General features: G+C 37.7%; 15 protein-coding genes, 1 tRNA gene and 1 pseudogene. 6 read left to right on the top strand and 11 right to left on the bottom strand.

What is annotated here, in order from left to right:
* Positions 1 to 11: 11 nt before the first annotated feature.
* The 4 genes from NMK36_RS25415 to NMK36_RS25400 all read left to right on the top strand — a co-directional run bounded on the left by NMK36_RS25415 (position 12) and on the right by NMK36_RS25400 (position 1,953).
* Complete coding sequence (locus tag NMK36_RS25415; protein ID WP_254174929.1) at positions 12 to 644, top strand: hypothetical protein; 633 nt, start codon at positions 12 to 14, stop codon at positions 642 to 644.
* 10 nt (positions 645 to 654) lie between these two features.
* Positions 655 to 1,020: a DUF1818 family protein gene (locus tag NMK36_RS25410; protein ID WP_072717919.1), complete on the top strand. Its 366-nt coding sequence runs from the start codon at positions 655 to 657 to the stop codon at positions 1,018 to 1,020.
* Between the two features lie 49 nt (positions 1,021 to 1,069).
* A tRNA-Pro gene (locus NMK36_RS25405) sits at positions 1,070 to 1,143 on the top strand.
* Between the two features lie 165 nt (positions 1,144 to 1,308).
* Positions 1,309 to 1,953 carry a CatB-related O-acetyltransferase gene (locus NMK36_RS25400; RefSeq protein ID WP_072717920.1) on the top strand — a complete coding sequence of 215 codons (645 nt, stop codon included), beginning with the start codon at positions 1,309 to 1,311 and terminating at the stop codon, positions 1,951 to 1,953.
* 69 nt (positions 1,954 to 2,022) lie between these two features.
* On the opposite strand, the gene NMK36_RS25395 is transcribed toward NMK36_RS25400, so the two are convergent.
* The 7 genes from NMK36_RS25395 to NMK36_RS25365 all read right to left on the bottom strand — a co-directional run bounded on the left by NMK36_RS25395 (position 2,023) and on the right by NMK36_RS25365 (position 10,464).
* A complete protein-coding gene (locus NMK36_RS25395; RefSeq protein WP_072717921.1) occupies positions 2,023 to 2,631 on the bottom strand; it encodes a DUF4276 family protein in 609 nt (202 codons plus the stop codon).
* A complete protein-coding gene (locus NMK36_RS25390; RefSeq protein WP_072717922.1) occupies positions 2,628 to 3,776 on the bottom strand; it encodes an AAA family ATPase in 1,149 nt (382 codons plus the stop codon). The genes NMK36_RS25395 and NMK36_RS25390 overlap by 4 nt, the downstream gene beginning before the upstream one ends.
* Positions 3,777 to 3,869: 93 nt before the next feature.
* Positions 3,870 to 5,504 (bottom strand): alpha-D-glucose phosphate-specific phosphoglucomutase, encoded by a 1,635-nt coding sequence (locus tag NMK36_RS25385; RefSeq protein ID WP_072717923.1) that lies wholly within the window; start codon positions 5,502 to 5,504, stop codon positions 3,870 to 3,872.
* 148 nt (positions 5,505 to 5,652) lie between these two features.
* Complete coding sequence (locus tag NMK36_RS25380; protein ID WP_139294975.1) at positions 5,653 to 7,209, bottom strand: PAS domain-containing sensor histidine kinase; 1,557 nt, start codon at positions 7,207 to 7,209, stop codon at positions 5,653 to 5,655.
* A gap of 608 nt (positions 7,210 to 7,817) precedes the next feature.
* Complete coding sequence (locus tag NMK36_RS25375; RefSeq protein ID WP_072717924.1) at positions 7,818 to 9,164, bottom strand: TldD/PmbA family protein; 1,347 nt, start codon at positions 9,162 to 9,164, stop codon at positions 7,818 to 7,820.
* A 93-nt stretch (positions 9,165 to 9,257) separates the two neighbouring features.
* A complete protein-coding gene (locus tag NMK36_RS25370) occupies positions 9,258 to 9,911 on the bottom strand; it encodes a Uma2 family endonuclease (protein ID WP_072717925.1) in 654 nt (217 codons plus the stop codon).
* Positions 9,912 to 9,948: 37 nt separating this feature from the next.
* A complete protein-coding gene (locus NMK36_RS25365; RefSeq protein WP_072717926.1) occupies positions 9,949 to 10,464 on the bottom strand; it encodes a DUF29 family protein in 516 nt (171 codons plus the stop codon).
* A 160-nt stretch (positions 10,465 to 10,624) separates the two neighbouring features.
* Between NMK36_RS25365 and uvrC the strand changes: the two genes are divergently transcribed.
* Positions 10,625 to 12,484, top strand: a complete 1,860-nt coding sequence (uvrC, locus tag NMK36_RS25360) for an excinuclease ABC subunit UvrC (protein ID WP_072717927.1) — start codon at positions 10,625 to 10,627, stop codon at positions 12,482 to 12,484.
* Positions 12,485 to 12,713: 229 nt separating this feature from the next.
* Here uvrC and NMK36_RS25355 read toward each other — a convergent pair whose 3' ends face one another.
* Positions 12,714 to 13,826: an IS630 family transposase gene (locus tag NMK36_RS25355; RefSeq protein ID WP_254172743.1), complete on the bottom strand. Its 1,113-nt coding sequence runs from the start codon at positions 13,824 to 13,826 to the stop codon at positions 12,714 to 12,716.
* A gap of 104 nt (positions 13,827 to 13,930) precedes the next feature.
* Between NMK36_RS25355 and NMK36_RS25350 the strand changes: the two are divergent.
* A pseudogene (locus NMK36_RS25350) lies at positions 13,931 to 14,074 on the top strand (transposase); the annotation flags it as partial.
* Positions 14,075 to 14,086: 12 nt separating this feature from the next.
* On the opposite strand, the gene NMK36_RS25345 reads toward NMK36_RS25350, so the two are convergent.
* From NMK36_RS25345 to leuD, 3 genes are all read right to left on the bottom strand, one after another.
* Entirely contained in the window at positions 14,087 to 16,888 is a 2,802-nt protein-coding gene (locus NMK36_RS25345) for a PAS domain S-box protein (RefSeq protein WP_254174928.1), read from the bottom strand.
* Positions 16,889 to 16,920: 32 nt separating this feature from the next.
* On the bottom strand, positions 16,921 to 17,955 hold the full coding sequence (locus tag NMK36_RS25340) for a BMP family lipoprotein (RefSeq protein WP_254174927.1): 1,035 nt from the start codon (positions 17,953 to 17,955) through the stop codon (positions 16,921 to 16,923).
* A 150-nt stretch (positions 17,956 to 18,105) separates the two neighbouring features.
* On the bottom strand, positions 18,106 to 18,699 hold the full coding sequence (gene leuD, locus NMK36_RS25335) for a 3-isopropylmalate dehydratase small subunit (RefSeq protein ID WP_254174926.1): 594 nt from the start codon (positions 18,697 to 18,699) through the stop codon (positions 18,106 to 18,108).
* Positions 18,700 to 18,722: the final 23 nt, after the last annotated feature.

The following is an 18,722-nucleotide window of genomic DNA, read 5'->3' as shown; positions in this document are numbered from 1 at the left end:
ACTACAGTGTTATGGTGAAACCTCGGAAACCCCAAAAACAACGAGGGTTAAGTTTTTTATTGGTCGCCTTTAGTATCACCCTATTGATTATTTTGGGTGGTTTTTTTGATTCCCTAGAAATGCAGGGACTCGCCCAAACTCCCCCTGAACAAACAACCTCCCCATCGGGACGGGTGAGAGTCTCTGAGATTTGGAAAAAAGTTTATGAACAGTTACCGAATTTACCCCTGGAAAATCAATATATTTCCCAAGAAACCGGAAAAGTTGCAGAAGACAATACTTTAATCGGTCGGTTAATTCGCTATCACGTTTATGTTAAAGCTCGACCGACTCAATATCGTTTAGATTGGAAACTTACCCTAGCCGATTATTTAGGGGTAAATGAACCGATGTTAGTGTTAGATTATCCGGGTCGAGAAACATTAAAAGAAAATCCCTTAGAACAAGATCAAAAAGCCATTCAACAGTTAAATCGAGCCGAACGGGATGCTTTAGTTAATACCCTTGTTCGCTTATTTAATCCTAATGCGACTAATATTGATAATCCAACTATTCCAAAACCTAATTCTTCATCAACAACCCCGAAAACCCCTCCCGGTCTAACTCCTCTTCCTCAGTCGGGAGATGCGGAATTATTGAAATAACAGGTAGAACGTGGAGAGAATTCTAAAAACGGGAACTGGATGGCGTTTGGGTTGGAATCCTGAAGCAACGGAATTTCAAGGATTAGTCGGGGGTGAAACTTGGGCGATGGAACTCACCCAAGCGGAGTTTGATGATTTTTGTCGGTTGTTGGGTCAATTAGCGGAGACAATGGCCCAAATGGCCGGGGAGTTGATGGATGAAGAAAAAATCGCCTGTGAAGCCGAAAGCGATTGGTTATGGATGCAGGTCGAAGGTTATCCCCATGCTTATACTGTGCAGTTTATTTTGAATACCGGACGTCGGGCGGAGGGGTGTTGGCCCGTTGAAGTCGTGGCAGAATTGGTACAAGCCACAAGAACGTTAAAAATTTTTTAGAAAAGCCTTGACAAATTACTTCTAACGATGCTACATTGGTTAATTGTGTCGGGGCGTAGCGCAGCTTGGTAGCGCACCACTTTGGGGTAGTGGGGGTCGTGGGTTCGAATCCCGCCGCTCCGATTCTAATCTGAAATGTTTAAATGTTTGCCACAAATCCGTATTATGTAGAGACGTTGAATACAACGTCTCTATGTGGCGTTTATGGAGTATCTGTTTGGGAGTTAAGGCTTAACTGATACGATTGAGTGATGATTAAAAATGTTAACACTCTTTCCCCACAATTTCATGAATTACGGCCCTTCTCCCGAAACTCGTTATCCTATTCCCGAACAAACTCGCTTAGTGTATCTGAAAAATATTATTAAAAACCCGAATATTATTGTGGGAGATTATACATATTATGATGATTTTGATAACCCAGAAAATTTTGAAAAAAATGTCTTATACCATTTTGATTTTATCGGAGATCAATTAATTATTGGGAAATTCTGTTCTATTGCTTCCGATGTTAAATTTATTATGAACGGGGGAAATCATCGTACAGATTGGTTTACTAATTATCCATTTCCGGTCTTTGGCAACGGTTGGGAATCTGCAATGCCTGATTCGTGGCCATTTAAAGGAAATACAGTGATTGGAAATGATGTTTGGATTGGATATGGGGCTACGATTATGCCCGGTATTCAGATTGGGGATGGTGCAATTATTGCGGCTCAATCTGTCGTTACCCGTGATGTTCCTCCCTATACAATAGTCGGTGGAAATCCCGCCCAAGAAATTCGCAAACGGTTTGAAGAATCTATCATTGAAGAATTATTAAATATCTGTTGGTGGGATTGGGATATTGAGAAGATTACTCATCATCTTCACGTTATTTGTGGTGCAGATATTGAGGCTTTACGTCAGGTTTTAGACTCTGAATCAATATAAACTGGGTTTCTGAACCAGAAATTTTGATTGGAAACAGTTGAAAACCCAGTTCTTTGAGTTTTATGTTTATTAAGGAATGATTTGATCTGGATCACACAGAGAAATAATTCGATTCACAAAAGCTTTTAACTCTGGGCAAGCTTGAATCGCAATCATCAAATCATTTTTTCCTAAAATTGCTTTACCATCAATGGGTTTATTATAGTCTCTTTGGCATTTTCCTATTCTAAAAATCTCCTTAATCCTATTTGCAGGAGGATTATTATGATTGATTGTTTCAGGAGAACCACTCGGTGCAGAACGATTATGTTTTGCCATTTTTTGGATCGTTTTCCAATAGGGAAGAAGCCATGCTTCAAAATCATGTAATGCTGTATGGGGGTAAAAATTGGGGTTATTTCCCACCCAATTGTTCATTTGAGCTTTAGCATCATTCGCATCTCGAAAGTCGTCTGTTCCTGTATAAACATCTGTCAGTGCAATAACAGCATGATAGCCATCATTATCTAAAAGATTCTCAACAATACGCCTAAGTTTTCTTTCTTTAGGAATACGACCATCCTGGGGAATAAATTTAAGTTTTGGCATTTTTTCGCCCAAACGACGTTGCAAAAATTCACGAAGTTTTTCTCTAAATGCTACTTCAGTAGCCCCTTCAACTAAAATCGCAATTTTCATGGACGACCCCCCATGATATTCATTGCCCACACTTGGTCAAGGCTATAATCTTCTAACCATTTATTCAAATTAAAAGTATCAGCCCAAGTCATTTTTGCTTCTCCTTCTTCAATATCGCAAATTAAAACTTCGTGGGGTTCAAGAAATCCAATCAATCGATCTGAGTGGGTTGCCACGATCAGTTGTGTGTGTTTTGACGCTTCTCTCATTAGATAAACTAAATGTCTTAAAAGTTCAGGATGTAAGCTAACTTCTGGTTCATCTAGCAAGGTAATTGTTGTTAAATTTTGACTTTGAAGTAAAGTAACTAACCAGAGAAAACGTAATGTTCCTTCTGATAATTCATGGACATAGATCGGTTGATCAAAATTGCGGTCTGTCCAAGTCATGGAAAGAGTTCCGGCGGCAACGGGAGGAAAGTTTAATTGCTTAAAATCTGGAAAAGCAGAAGATAGAATATTTTCAACCCATTCAAAGCGATCGCGATCACTTTCTCGAAGGTTATAAAGACAAGAAATCAAGTCTTCACCCCTTGCCCCTGGTAACTTGGCAGGGCGCATGGTTTGTGGTAGACGAATGGGGCTTTTCTCAGAAACATCGAGCGCTCCATAATAGGTACAGGAAGCCAGGGTTTTTCTCAAGTTCTCTGGTTCACGATACATTTTAGGAACTTGAGAAAGGGATGTTTCAAGGGGGTTATGTTCCCAATTTGGTCTTAAAAGTCTATGATCATCCTGACTATAATATTTAATATCTAAACCTCTGGATTCTATATACTTAAAAGGTTCAGAAGCGTTAAGATCGATCTGCTGTGTTAAATTTTCTGCTCTAATTTCATAAGATAAACCTTTAGGAGATAAAGTTAAACTATAGTTTAAAGATTGTCTCTCTAGTATTTGCATTGAAACGGCAATTTCTAGCTCTTGTGCTTTACCTCTCGTTAAAATTTCATTCAGCCCACCTTTGAGTTGCAATATATTCTGTAAATTTCCACTTGCTGAAGCAGCGAGTACAGACATAACATCTAAAAAAGATGTTTTTCCAGAGCCGTTTGCACCAATCATAACGGTGAGATTTCTCATCTCAAGTTCAATATTTTGAAGACGGCGAAATCCTTTTATTGATATAGTTTCTATTCTATTCATACGGTTGTAGTGTTGATAATCCTATTTCCGATTACATATAATAATATTGGTGGGCAAAGCCCACCCTACGAGTTTAGTTCAATTAACCTAAAATTAGGTAATAACCGTCGGTTGTTGACGTCCGGTTATGGTTTTGATTTGAGCAATTTCATCGGCAATTTGAATTAATTCTCCTAACGCTTCTTGGGGATCTAAATTGTGTTTAGTGGGGTCAGGTTCATAACTTTCTAAATAAACCCGTAACGTTGCCCCTTTGGTTCCCGTTCCTGACAAACGAAATACAATTCGAGAACCATCGGTAAACCCAATGCGAATGCCTTGATTATTACTAACGCTATTATCCACCGGATCAGTATAGCTAAAATTGTCGCTATACTCGACTTGATAGGAGCCGTATTGTTTGCCTTTGAGATTCGGTAAAACAGCCTGTAATTTATCGACTAATTGATTGGCTTTTTCCGTTTCAATCTCTTCATAGTCATGACGAGAATAGTAATTGCGTCCGTAGGTTTGCCAATGACTGCGAACAATATCTTCAACGGATTCTTGACGCACCGCTAAAATATTCAGCCAGAATAATACCGCCCATAATCCATCTTTTTCCCGAACATGATTTGATCCGGTTCCAAAACTTTCTTCTCCGCATAATGTCGCTTTTCCAGCATCTAATAAATTGCCGAAAAACTTCCATCCTGTAGGAGTTTCATAACATTCAATTCCTAATTTTTCTGCTACCCGATCCGGGGCTTGGGAAGTAGGCATAGAACGGGCAACTCCCGCTAACCCGTCTTTATATCCGGGGACTAAATGGGCATTAGCCGTTAAAATCGCCAAACTATCACTGGGAGTTACAAAAAAATTGCGTCCTAAAATCATATTGCGATCGCCATCGCCATCGGAAGCAGCCCCAAAGTCGGGTGCATTTTCCCCGAAGATAATTTCCACTAAATCATGGGCATAAACTAAGTTTGGATCGGGATGACCGCCGCCAAAATCTTCTAAAGGAGTGCCATTCAAAACCGTTCCCGGTGCAGCCCCTAAACGTTGTTCAAAAATGGCATGGGCATAGGGGCCAGTAACGGCGTGCATAGAGTCCATACACATCCGAAACTTGCCCGATGTTAACAATTGTTGAATCAAGTTAAAATCAAATAAAGATTCCATCAATTCCATATAAGGTTGCACAGAATCAATGACTTCAACCGTCATCGTTCCCAGTTTAAAACTACCCGGTTTATCTAAATTAATATCCGCCGCATCCATGATTTTGTAGCTATCAATCACCTGGGTTCGAGCATAAATTTCCTCGGTAATTTTTTCTGGGGCTGGCCCGCCATTGCTGGCGTTAAATTTGATCCCGAAATCTCCGTCTGGCCCGCCGGGATTATGGCTTGCAGAGAGAATAATCCCACCAAAGGCTTGATTTTTACGGATGATACAGGATGCGGCTGGAGTGGAAACAATGCCTTCACAGCCCACCAGAACCCGTCCGACACCATTAGCGGCTGCCATTCTTAAAATAATCTGAATCGCTTGACGGTTATAGTAGCGACCATCACCCCCGACGATCAGGGTTCCCCCTTCATACCCCGGTTGAGTATCAAAAATGGCCTGAACAAAATTTTCCAGATAATGGGGTTGTTGGAAGACCGGAACAGACTTGCGTAAGCCTGATGTACCCGGTTTTTGATCATTAAACGGTTGAGTCGAAACTGTACGAATATTCATGAGACTTTGACAATGGAATCCTAGCCCCAATTGTATCGGTACACCACTCCCGTTTTACAATTAATCCTTGTAAAGATCCTATTCGTTACAAATTTGTATAAAATTGTACAAAAAGTCTGGTCTTGATCGTGATAGTTTTCCTCAAGGTCTATTTCCTTGCTTGAAAGAGTTCACCCAGGGGTAAGATAATCTCAAAAGTTGTCCCTTGTCCCTCTTGAGAAGTACACTTTAACCGACCTTGGTGTTTTTCCACAATAATTTGGTGGGCAATAGACAAACCTAAACCAGTCCCTTTACCCATAGGTTTTGTGGTAAAAAATGGATTGAAAATTTGGTCTTGAACTGACTTGGGAATTCCGGGGCCATTATCGGAAATCGAAATCCGAATGGCATCTTCAACTAAAAAGTCTGGGTGTCTTTTGCAGATGTCGGTTTTGATGATAATTTTTCGAGGAACGGGTTGATTTTCTAACGCATCAATGGCATTTGCAAGAAGATTCATAAACACTTGATTGAGTTGATTCGGGTAGCATTTAACTAAGGGAAGCTCCCCATAATCTTTAATCACTTCAATTTCAGCATGATTCCCTTTTGATTTAAGTTGATTATGCAAAATCTTTAAGGTTCCATCCAAACCAATATGAAGATCTGCCGATACCATTTCCTGAGAATCTAAGCGCGAAAAATTGCGGAGGGATAATGCTAAATCATACAAACGATTAGCCCCTAAGCGCATAAACTCTACACTTTGCGGTAATTCATTGATAATTGTATTGACATCCGAAGCTGTTATAAACTCTTGAATTTCGGGGAGGGGTTCAGGATAATTCTGTTGATAGAGTTTGAACAGTTCCATTAATGTCTGAATATCTTGATCAATGTAAGTCAAATTTCCGTAAATAGAACTAATCGGATTTTTGATTTCATGGGCAATTTCGGTCATCATTTGCCCTAAACTGGACATTTTTTCAGCTTGAATTAATTGAGCTTGTGCTTGTTGCAAGTCTTTTAAGGTTTTTTCCAGTTGTAATGCCCTTTCCCGTTCTTGAATTTCTGAAACTCGTAAGTTTGCTTCGGCTTGCTTTCGTTGGGTAATATCCCTGACAATGGCTAACACTTCATCTTTTCCACTTTTGACATAGCGAGCTTCATAATGATGCCATTTATCATCTCCTTTCACAACATATTCACCCATTTGGACTTCACCTGTTTCTAAGGTTATTTTCAAATAATATTCTGTCCAGGTTGCCAAATCTTGAGGAAAAACATCCTGAATTTTTTTACCAATTACGTTTTCTGTTTCTAGGAAATGAAGTTCCTGCTTATCAGGATAATAATCTACTACGATTCTTTCGGAATTAACGCAAAACATTAAATCAGGAATCGCTTGAATTAAACTTTTTGTCTTGGCTTCTGTTTGTTCTAAGATCTGGGTTATTTGCTCATATCGTTCTTGGATAGAACTGAGCATTTCATGTTCTAAATGAATACGAACTAATGTGGAATGATTGAGTGCGGTTTTGAGTGCGGTGACTTCTTTCTGGGTGTTTTCAAGCTCTCCTTCTAAACAATTCCGTTCTGCTAATAAGCACTCATAATCAGCCAAAATTCTATACAGTAAAGCATTTGGGCTGGAATCCTGGTATACGGGGTCAATCATTAGGCTACGATTACAAGAAGCTCTCTGGAAAATGTGCTGACTCATTTGTGGATTTCTCCTTCATTCTGTATAAATCCCTCAACCTTCTAGGAGGATTCCCACAAGGTTTTTTTTCGTGAAATTAATAATACGACCGTTAACATTGGGTTCATGTAATGTTGATCAAATCAGAACTTGTAGTCGTACAAGCAGAGAATCATAGATGGATGTTCTGTTCACTAACCTTTCTAACAAGTGACTAAAGATCGATTAGCACCCTTGTAATTCTGATTTTCCGGCAGCCACCATTAGTTCCTTGGTGTCTATTTCACGTTCTAAGCACACTCTAACTCAACAATAACCTCACCTTTAGTAATCTAAATCACAAAAGAGATTAATTCTTTTTAAAGAAATTTACAAAACCTTAATATCAATACTTCGGACAGTTTTTAAGCAGCTAAAGTACCGTAAGACAGTACAGAAGGAAAATGGGGGTGATTTAAAATCAAATTCGGGTCTAAATCGAACTTGTCAATAAAGGTAGAAAGCAAATGGCGATTGAATTCCAGCCGTTTATAATTTGTAGCTTTTTTTCTCTAAATTGGCTACAAATTTTGCCCTTAATCACACGAAATAAGGAATCAGTTTACCCTGACACAATCTATTTTCCCCTTTTAAACACTATCGGTAATGCTGCTAAAATTAAACGCTTTGACTTTAACTCCTGGTACAACGGTATTCCCATAACGTTCAACAGAACTCAAGGCTTCAACCTGGTTTAAAAGTTCGGGTAAACATTGATTAAAGCGCATATTTTTAATCGGATAAGCAATTTTTCCTTGTTCAATCCAAAACGTACCATCTCGCGTCATTCCTGTTACTTCTAAGGTGCGGGGATTGACATAGCGAACATACCAAGCACGACTGACTAAAATTCCTTGTTCTGTTTGAGAAATTAAATCTTCTAAACTTTGGTTTGACCCTGACATCACAATCGGAAACAAACCACCATGGAACATTTTTCCTTGTTTTTTTGCCCAATACCGACTATAGGATAAGGTTTGAGGAATCCCATCTTTGATAATATCTAACTCATCTTTTCTCATACCATCTTGAAAAAATGTCGAACTTTGTAATAGCAGATAGGCTGGATTTCGTTGTACCTGAATCAAGGGACTAAAAAGTTGTTCTCCAATGCGATTTCCGATGGGTTTTCCTTCTGAATTTGTTCGAGACATAAAAGATCGTCCTTCATCAGCAGCCCGTGCATCTAAATTCCAAATGACCCATTCTAATAAGTCAGTAAAGGCTGCTCCATCGAAGATCACAGGATAAATTCCAGGGCTAACTTCTCGTGGATTTCTGGATAATATGGCTCGATTAATGATGGTTTCAGTTAACTGTTCAGTGGGTAATTGATTCACACTACAAGCCGTTCGTTGTGTCCAAGCAGAACCCGTCTCTATGCGTGCGGTGACACTAAAGTCGGCGACGGTTAAGCGGTTACACGCCCTTACCCCGCGTGAGTTGGCCACAGCATATAACACCGCTTCACTGCTGAGGGTTCCCGATGCTTCTACGTTAGATTTAGCACTCAATTGGCATACCTTCTGTACCATTTCTCCTCTGCGTAAAGGAGATAAGTGAGCCGTTTCGGGATCAAAGGCAGGAATTCGATGATCATAGGTTTGAGGTTCCAGCAGAGGAACCCATTCGGGGTCTTCAGGGGCGACGCGGGCGAGTTCTTCTGAACGGCGAATGGTAGGGATGATGGTATCAGGATTCAGTTCATTTGTGGAGGAGGTAGCACACCGTTTACCAAAATAGCTGGTAATGGAAAGATTAAATTGGGTAGTGGTCAGATTCTGACTAATTTGATTTTCAGAAAACCGAGTTAAGGATTCTTCCGTATTGTTGAGGGTGACGGTGACATCTTCCGCTTCGGAATTGTGCAGAACCGTTTCTAATAATGATAGTGCTTCATCGGTGGAAATTAGAATAGAATTTGTTGCTAGAGTCATAAGTTATCGAGGGTTTCTTTCAACTCTTATTTTAAAATATTTTTAATGTTTTTAGCAATTTAACCTATATTTTATTTGAGAATCTCTTTTAATTTAAGGAGAATTAATAGCACCCATCAACCAGCGTGTAATGCTTCCATCGTCTTCTGTTTGAGAACGTTGTAATGCTTCTACCACTAAGGCTATTTTTAATCCCGGTAAAACGAGAGATTCTTCGATTAATCGACTTCCTTGGTTTTCTACAGCAAAGGCTAAAATTATGTTGTCTTCAACATTGACAACCCAATATTCTTGTGTTCCCAATTTTTCGTAGAGTAATCGTTTTCGACCAATATCATCGGTAAAAGAAGATGCACCAATTTCAACAATTAAATTAGGAGCAGTGAGTTCATCTAAATTAATCGGGGAATTATTGCGAGGCGGAAATTGAAAATTATCCCCAATATAAAACCCGATATCCGGTTGACTATCTCGGATTCCTGTTTTTCTGAAAGAGGTGTTAGTAAATCCTTTAATCCGAATATTTCTTAAAGCTGCATAAATTAAGATTACCGTTGAGAGAATTGTGTTATCGTGTCCGTGTGCTGAACCTAATGGTGACATTTCTACCCTCACATATCCTTGATCATAATAAAATTTACCCTCAGCATACTGAGGATTCTCGGTTAAGGCTAAAAATTCTTCCCAGGTCGCTTTTACCCAGGTGTTGGTTGCGATTGTTTTTAAATCAGGGGGAGCTTGAACCATAATCAAAACCTGAACCCTAAATTAACCTACTTTACAATTATAACTGATCAAACCAATCTTGACCCCCTGGTAATTGAGCTAATTCTTGATCAATGCGGTGAGGTAAATCTTTAACGGGATATTCATAAGTTAAATTGAGTAATTTTTGGGCTATATTTAATAATACATTTTGCTCAATCATTGCTGAGAGTTGAGTTGATTTTAAGCTACCTTCTAATATTTCTATACTTGCAGGACGAATAGCTTGCTCAATTGCTTCTTCTAAATAAGGTTGCCATTGATCAGGTTGAATATAATAAGAATTTTTATTGGCTTTTAAATTCAGTTTTTTGATTTGGATGATAGAATCCGATACTGAAGCAATCCAAGAATTGGTTAATCGCTTTTCAACTTGATTTTTGAGTAAATGGATAAACAGCCAAACCAAAAAAGATTCTATGTTTCTCAGAATTGCTTGTTTTCCCATTTCTTCAAGTTCATCAATAATGTCTAAAGCATCTTGATAACGTTGTTCTAAAATACAATTTCTTAAGTCAGTTAGTTCTTGAACCATAATCTAATCCTTAATTTGGAATACCCTCAAAAAAGTTTAATTTTAAATAGACAAAAATAGAAACGGAATGAGTAGGGGAATTACGACTTTTAAGACAAAATATTTTGTTATAATCAGATTATAGCCATTGAATTCATTACAGTCAAGTTTAAATCTAACTATGTCATCTATTATAACTCTTCCTTTAGTTAAAGATTCAGAACGTTTAGAAAAACAGTTACGAGATATTCCTCCGGTTCCTGGGGTGTATTTGATGCGAGATCATCAGGATAATATTCTTTATATTGGCAAGTCTAAAAAATTGCGATCGCGGGTTCGTTCTTATTTTCGAGACTATAATCATCACACTCCTCGCATTGCTTTAATGGTGCAACAAATTACGGAGATAGAATTTATTGTCACAGATACAGAAGCAGAAGCATTAGCCTTAGAAGCCAATTTAGTTAAACAACATCAACCCCATTTTAATGTTCTGCTTAAAGATGATAAAAAATATCCTTATTTATGTATTACTTGGTCAGAAGATTATCCACGAATTTTTATTACCCGTAAACGTCGGTTAGGAAACCCAAAAGATCGCTATTATGGCCCTTATGTGGATACAAGGGTATTGCGGAATACACTGCATTTAATCAAGCAAATTTTTCCCTTGCGTCAACGTCCAAAACCGTTATTTAAAGATCGGCCTTGTTTGAATTATGATATCGGTCGATGTCCGGGGGTTTGTCAACTGTTAATATCCCCAGAAGACTATCGAAAAATTGTTCAAAAAGTAGCGATGATTTTTCAAGGTCGATCAACGGAACTCATTGATCATTTAACAGAACAAATGGAACAAGCTGCTGAAGCTTTAAACTTTGAAACAGCGGCTCGAATTCGAGATCAAATTCAAGGATTACAATCTTTAAATTCCGAGCAAAAAGTCTCTTTATCTGATGATCGAGTCTCACGAGATGCGATCGCATTGGCTGCGAATTCTAAACAAGCTTGTGTGCAGTTATTTCAAATTCGAGCCGGACAATTAGTGGGACGGTTAGGGTTTACCGCAGAAGTTCCACCGGGGTTAAAATTAACAGAAATGGGATTAATTTTACAACGGGTTTTAGAAGAACATTATCAAACCGTTGATGCGGTTGAAATTCCCAGCGAAATTTTAGTTCAATATGAGTTACCTGATGAATCTATTTTAACCGATTGGTTAAGCGATCACAAGGGTAAAAAAGTGACAATTTTAACGCCACAACGCCAACTCAAAGCCGAGTTAATTGAGATGGTTCAACGCAATGCTGAGTATGAATTAGAACGAGTACAAAAATTAAGCGATCGCAATACCGCAGCCTTAGAAGATTTAGCAGAAATTCTGGATTTACCCGACCTTCCTCACCGTATAGAAGGGTATGATATTTCCCATATTCAAGGGTCAGATGCTGTGGCTTCCCGTGTGGTATTTATTGAAGGTTTACCCGCCCAACAATACTATCGCCATTATAAGATTAAAAACCCCAACGTTCACGCCGGACATTCCGATGATTTTGCCAGTTTAGCTGAAGTGATGCGACGGCGTTGTCGAGACTATTCTACCTCAACAGATAAACCGGATTTAATTATGATTGATGGGGGAAAAGGTCAACTGTCTGCGGTGGTCACCGTCTTACAAGAAATGAACTTATTAGAGGAAATTCGAGTGATCAGTTTAGCTAAACAGAGGGAAGAAATCTTTCTTCCTGGGGAAACCTTTCCTTTAGAAACAGATCCCGAACAACCCGGAGTTCAACTGTTAAGAAGATTACGGGATGAAGCCCATCGGTTTGCCATTAATTTCCATCGAAATAAACGCAGTGAAAGAATGAAGCGATCACATTTAGATGACATTCCAGGGTTAGGACATCATCGCCAGAAATTACTTTTAGCTCATTTTCGTTCCCTGGATTATATTAGAATGGCGACCGTCGAACAATTAGCTGAAGTGTCAGGAATTGGCCCCAAATTAGCTCAACAAATCTATGATTATTTTCATTAAAGTAGTGGGGTTTTTACGCCTCTTAATTAAGCTCTCAAGGGCTTACTACTTGTAGTGGGGTGTTTACGCCTCAGAAAGTCCTGAAGGGCTTACTATAGCGCTACGCGCAAGGGAACAGGGAACAGTAAGAAGTGAAAGGGTTTGAGAATTCAGAAATGTCAAACACCGTAATGCGTAGCACTATACTTTAATGTTGAGATTCTTCAGTATCTAGTAAGCTGTTGTGTATTTAAACTGTGATTATAGCATTACCTTTGTTTTTAAGTTTACGTCCCCATTTAATAGATAACTGTCCTTCATTTAAAAGCTGATGTAATAAACACTCTAGCTCATCAACTGATTTAAAGAGTCGATGAGCTATATATTCTTTAGCTGAATGCCAGACTAATTCAATTAAATTATAATCTGGACTATATGCTGGAAGAAATTCTAAATAGACATTCGGCATTTCTGCTTTAATTTTTTCTAGGTACTCTTCTTTTTTGTGAAAACTTGCATTGTCAAGAATAATCAGGATCTTAGCTCCTTTTTCTACAAATTCTTCTGCTTGATTTCCCGCTAATACCCATTCATAAATTAGCTCTTGATAAAAACTTTTTAACACTTGATAAAAATTATCTGCATTTCCTTTATCCAGAAATTCTACAAATCTTTTTTTATCCGAGTACCTCAATCCTCCCATCACATTAACTCTTCCTTTCCTCCTGTCTCCTCTAATCTGTTTCCTCTTCCCTTTTTTACACCAATTCTTTCTTTTTATCACTCTTAAATTAAATCCACTTTCATCCCAAAACCATACCTGTAATTGTTCTGGACTTTCTTTTGCTATTTTCAAATATTCTTCTATTTTATCTTTAAATAATTTTCTTTTTTCTGGATCTCTTTTCTCTTCTAAGCTATACTTTGCCCACAAATAAACATACTTTTTTTCCTTTAATATCTTTCTCACTTGTGAACTACTTAATTTGATTCCTGTGATTTGTTCTAAATAAGTTGCCAATCTTTCTCCTGTCCATCTCCCAAATTCATATCCTAATTCTTCCGGTTCTTTTTCTACTGTTTCTAATAATATCTCTATATATTTGTCTGTGGCTTTTCTATAATTTCCTTTCATTCTTTCATCTTTTAGGCTTTCTAATTTGTCAGGGTCTCCATGTACACACCAATAACATACTTTGTTTAATGAGCAGCCCAAAAACTTGGCAATTTCACTTTGCTTTTTACCATCATTTAGCAATAATAAAATCAAGATTCTTTCTCGGATTTGTCCATTTTCTTCCTCTTTCAATCTTTTCTGTAGTTTCTCTACTTGCTTTTCATTTAAATGATTTTTAGCAGGCATCTTTTGATTGATTTTTCTAAACTTGGTTTTTCATTATACCCTATTTAGATGCTTAACAGCTTATGCTAAAACTATAGTTAATAAAATCAATAAAGGCTAAAAATATATCTACCTTTGATCACAGAACAACCAGTGGGGTAGTGGAGGGAATTAATAACAAGCTGAAACTGATTAAACGCACGGCTTATGGATTCAGGAATTTCAAAAACTTTCAATCAAGATGTTTACTGAATTGGCATTTTAACTAAATCTTTAGCATACTAAATACTGAAGAACCCATGTTGACGTAAGGGAATTTCAATTATAAACTCTGTTCCTTGACCGAGTTGAGAATGACATTGAATTGAACCTTTGTGTCTTTCTACAATAATTTGATAACTAATCGATAACCCTAGCCCGGTTCCTTTCCCGACAGGTTTTGTTGTAAAGAAAGGATTAAATAAGTTAGATTTAACAGTTTCTGGCATTCCTATACCATTATCAGCAATTTTGATTCTAATCCATTGCGGATCAAAAAGTTCCGTTTGAATTGTAATTTGATGAGGATTTTGCTGTTGTTGGGTAAAGGAAGGACTACTACTTTCTAAAGCATCAATTGCATTAGAAATCAAATTCATAAACACTTGATTTAATTGCCCAGCATAACATTCTACTAAAGGAATACGACCATATTTTTTAATCACTTGAATGGCTTGACGTTGAGAGTTATCTTTTAAGCGATTATGTAAAATCAACAAAGTATTATCAATACCTTCATGGATATCAACCGCTTTCATTTCAGCTTCATCTAACCGAGAAAAATTACGAAGTGAAAGAACAATTTCTCGGATTCGGTTAGCCCCCATTTTCATGGATTTTAGAATATTATGTATATCTTCAATTAAAAAATTAACATCCCATTCCTCAGAAAAATCAATAATTTCTGGGGAAGGATTAGGATAATGATCTTGGTAAAGTTTAATCAAACTCAATAGTGTATCTGTGTATTCTTGAGCGTGGGTTAAGTTACCATAAATAAAGTTAACTGGATTATTAATTTCATGGGCAACCCCAGCTACCAATTGACCTAAACTCGACATTTTTTCCGCTTGAATTAATTGGGTTTGAGCTTTACGAAAATTGGTTAATGCAATTTCGGCTTCTTCTTTTGCTTGTCGCATAGCTTCCTCTGCTTGTTTGCGATCGGTAATATCTGTAATTGTCCCCACATAAGCTAGAATTTCTCCATCGGAATTAATCTCAGCAGCAGCTTGACCATAGACCCAAGTAATCTTGCCATCAGGACGTTGTAAGCGGTATTCAGACCCAAATTGAACTTGATTTTTAGCACAGTTTTCCCAGTCTTGAAACACCTTCATCTGATCGGGAGGATAAAGGGCACGAGACCAACCTTTTCCCATCGCTTCCTCGATTGTTAATCCAGCAATTTCACACCATCGTTGATTGACATAAAGACAGTTTCCATTATTATCTGTATGGAAAATTCCCACGGGAGAAATTTCAGCTAATGTTGCATACCGTTTCTCGCTATTTCGTAGTGCTTGTTCCGCATTTCGCTGTTCTGTTACATCCACACCAACACTTACAATATAGTTAATTTCTTTAGCTTCATTGAGTAAGACAGTATCCGACCAACTAATAATTCGTTGTTCTCCATGTTTTGTTATCCAACAAGCTTCGTAATATTTAGGATATTGATCAATGAGTAAAAAAGTAAAATTTGCTTTGAATTTTGGGGCTTCATTAGGGTCTAAAAAGACTTCCCAAACATAGCGATTTCTAATTTCATCAAACGTGTATTGGGTTGTTTGTTCAAAGGCTCGGTTAAAGCGAACAATTCGACCTTTAGCATCCAGTAAAACCACTAACGCGCCTGCAATATCTAAAATAGCAGCAATAAAATTTCGCTCCTTTTCAATCGCTGCAAATAACTCATCAATTTGAGTCGTCATTTGATTAAAGCTTGTGGCTAATACCCCTAATTCATTAGAACATTGCACCTCAACTTGGGTTTTTAAATCTCCTTGACTAATTTGTAATGCAGCTTTAGTTAATTTCTTTAAAGGTAAAATAATTTGCCGACTGTGAAATATACCCATACCAATGGCAAAACCTGTAATTAAAATAATTGTTCCTCCCATGGCAAAAATCATGTGAGAGATGGGAGAATAAGCTTCTGTAATTGGCAGTTCAACAACTAAAAACCAATTCACGCTAGGAATCAAAGATGTCGCACCTAAAACTTCTACATTTTTTAATCCCCAATAACGATTAAGCTTTAATTCTTCTTCTGGTAAAGCGCCTTGAATTGAATGAATAATCTTAGGATTCTTTAAATTTTGGACATGAAAATTTTTGGGTTTATTTTTAGATGCAAAAAAAACTCGGTTTCGTTCATCCACAACATAAACATACCCTGTATTTCCTGCTTTAGTCTGTGATAAAATAAAGCTCAGAAAACTTAAATTGATTTCAGCAAATAAAACGCCATCAATTTGATCTGAATTATTGCGAATTGGAACAGACATCACCATTTTATATTTTCGATCATGAGGATCAAACTCAATAGAACCTACATAATCTTCCTGCTGTTTAAAAGGTCTAATAAATAACGGTGAATCTGTATAATTTGTTCTCAAACTTTGATCATCACCCACCCAAAAACTTTCTACTTCTCCTCGACGATTTAAAATAGCAACTAGGTCATAGGCATCATTATGACGAACCAATCCTTCTATCAAGTTTCTTTGAAACTTAGGGGGTAAATCTGTTAACCCTTTAACCCGTGCTAAATAACTTAATTTTCGTTGTAAATCATCTATATAGTTATTAATTTGATAGGCAATCACTTGCGATCGCTCTTTTTGGAGTGCTTGTAACTGTTTCATCTGAGCGTGATAACTGAGATAAGTTAACAATCCGCCACTGGTTAAAACACTCAGTAATCCTACAAAGAGTAAACTGCTACGGAGTTGTTTGGCAAGGGAAGAAAATCGAGGGTTACGAGACGAAAGAGAACCCCGAAGCCTAGATAAAAGATGATATTTCTCCGCTTGAGTCATGATTCGTCCAATAACAGGGAACTGATCGATTTTTATTTATTGTAGTCTGTTGTTAGCTCTGAAGGGGTAATATCAATTTTTCCAGTTACTACTTGTTCTTTAACCTGATTAAATTTCGCCTCTTCTTCCGCCGTTAATGTGCCTCTAAAGGGTGCAAAACCATAAATTTGTTCTCGTAACCCATATTTATATTGTTTGCCTTCCCATCGTCCTTGCTGAACTAATGTTGCAATTTTTAAGACTAATTCAGGAATATTTTGTAAGACACTGGTTAAAATTTTTCCAGGGACGAGATTAGATTGATCTTTCGTCCAACCAATCCCATAAACGCCGGGTTTCTCACTCGCTAATTTTAAGCCTGGAGTTCCAGCTTCATCGGCATTAATCGCAAAAATATCAACGCCTTTTCCTAACCAATCTTCAACAACTTTTTTACCTTTCTCTGCGTTTGTCCAAGTTTTTAAGAACTTCGTATAAACTTCTATTTGGGGTTTTGTTGCGGTTGCACCTCGTCTAAATAATGCTTCTTCTTCTCGATAAACGGGGTAATCATCTCCTACCATATAACCCACTTTATTCGTTTTAGTTTTCATCGCGGCTAATACTCCCGTCAAATAACCGACTTCCCCAGAACGAAAAGCAACAGCGCCTAAGTTTTTATTATTCCCTGGATAGGTAGTTACTAAAGCGAATTTTGTCTCTGGAAAATCTTGAGCGACATTTTCCATGGCTTGAATATAACCCCCACTATGACCGATAATTAAGTCATATCCCTGTTCAGCATAGCGACGAATTAAGGCTTCACTATCAGTTTCGGATACATTTTCAGTATAATTAATTTTAGCATTATATTCTTTTTCAATTAATTTTAATCCTTCATAACTGGCTTGGCTCCAACTCCCATCTTGAATAGAACCCGATACAAGACTAGCCACTTTAAATTGACTCTGGGAATCTGAGGGAGGAGATGTTAATTCTTCTTGATTAAAAGAGCGACAACTCACAATAATCGCCAAAGTGATAATTCCTAGTAGGATGTTTGTTAAAAATTTTGGGGTCTGGAGCATACAATCCTTGAAGCTTAAACTAAACCTTTCTAGTGAATTCTATTGGCTTGAAATTATCATTGCACCCGTATATTTTTTTATCCTAAATAAAAAAAAATTAATAAAAATAACAAGGAAGCTTGATCAACGCCTCCTTGCTATTTTCAAGCTTTAACTTGCCCAATGCAGATAAGGTAATTTTGTAGCTGTTGCTCGAATTTGATCAACATTAGCAATTAATTGTCCGCAACTATCCCACAGTCCCGTTATAAACGATTGACGAGAACCTGCATTCATTTGCACATCAATCGTTAAATCTCCGCAGTGGGCTTTCATTGCCTCTAAATCAACGGTAACAGTGGCTTGAGGATTGGCTTTTAATGCTTCTTGAAATGCTTTGACTGCCTCTGGTTCAGCTATCACACAGGGAATTCCAATAGAAACACAATTTCCAAAAAAGATTTCCGCAAAACTTTCTCCAATAATCGCTTGAATTCCCCATTTAGAGATCGCTTGGGGAGCGTGTTCCCGTGAAGAACCACAACCAAAATTAGCATTAACCACTAATACATTGGCTCCTTGATATTCGGGTAAATCAAAGGGGTGTTTGCCTTGCATTTGTTGGCGATCATCCGCAAAGACTTGTTCCCCTAATCCATCAAAGGTAACACACCGTAAAAACCGGGCGGGAATAATGCGATCGGTATCAATATCACTCCCCACTAACGGAATTCCTGTTCCTGAAAGACTTTGAATTTTGCTCATGATTAATGTTCTGTAGTTAGTAT

It is taken from the genome of Planktothrix pseudagardhii, from assembly GCF_904830925.1.
Lineage (GTDB): Bacteria > Cyanobacteriota > Cyanobacteriia > Cyanobacteriales > Microcoleaceae > Planktothrix > Planktothrix tepida.
Note: the sequence above shows the minus strand (reverse complement) of the source record. Positions and strands in the feature narration are given on the sequence as shown.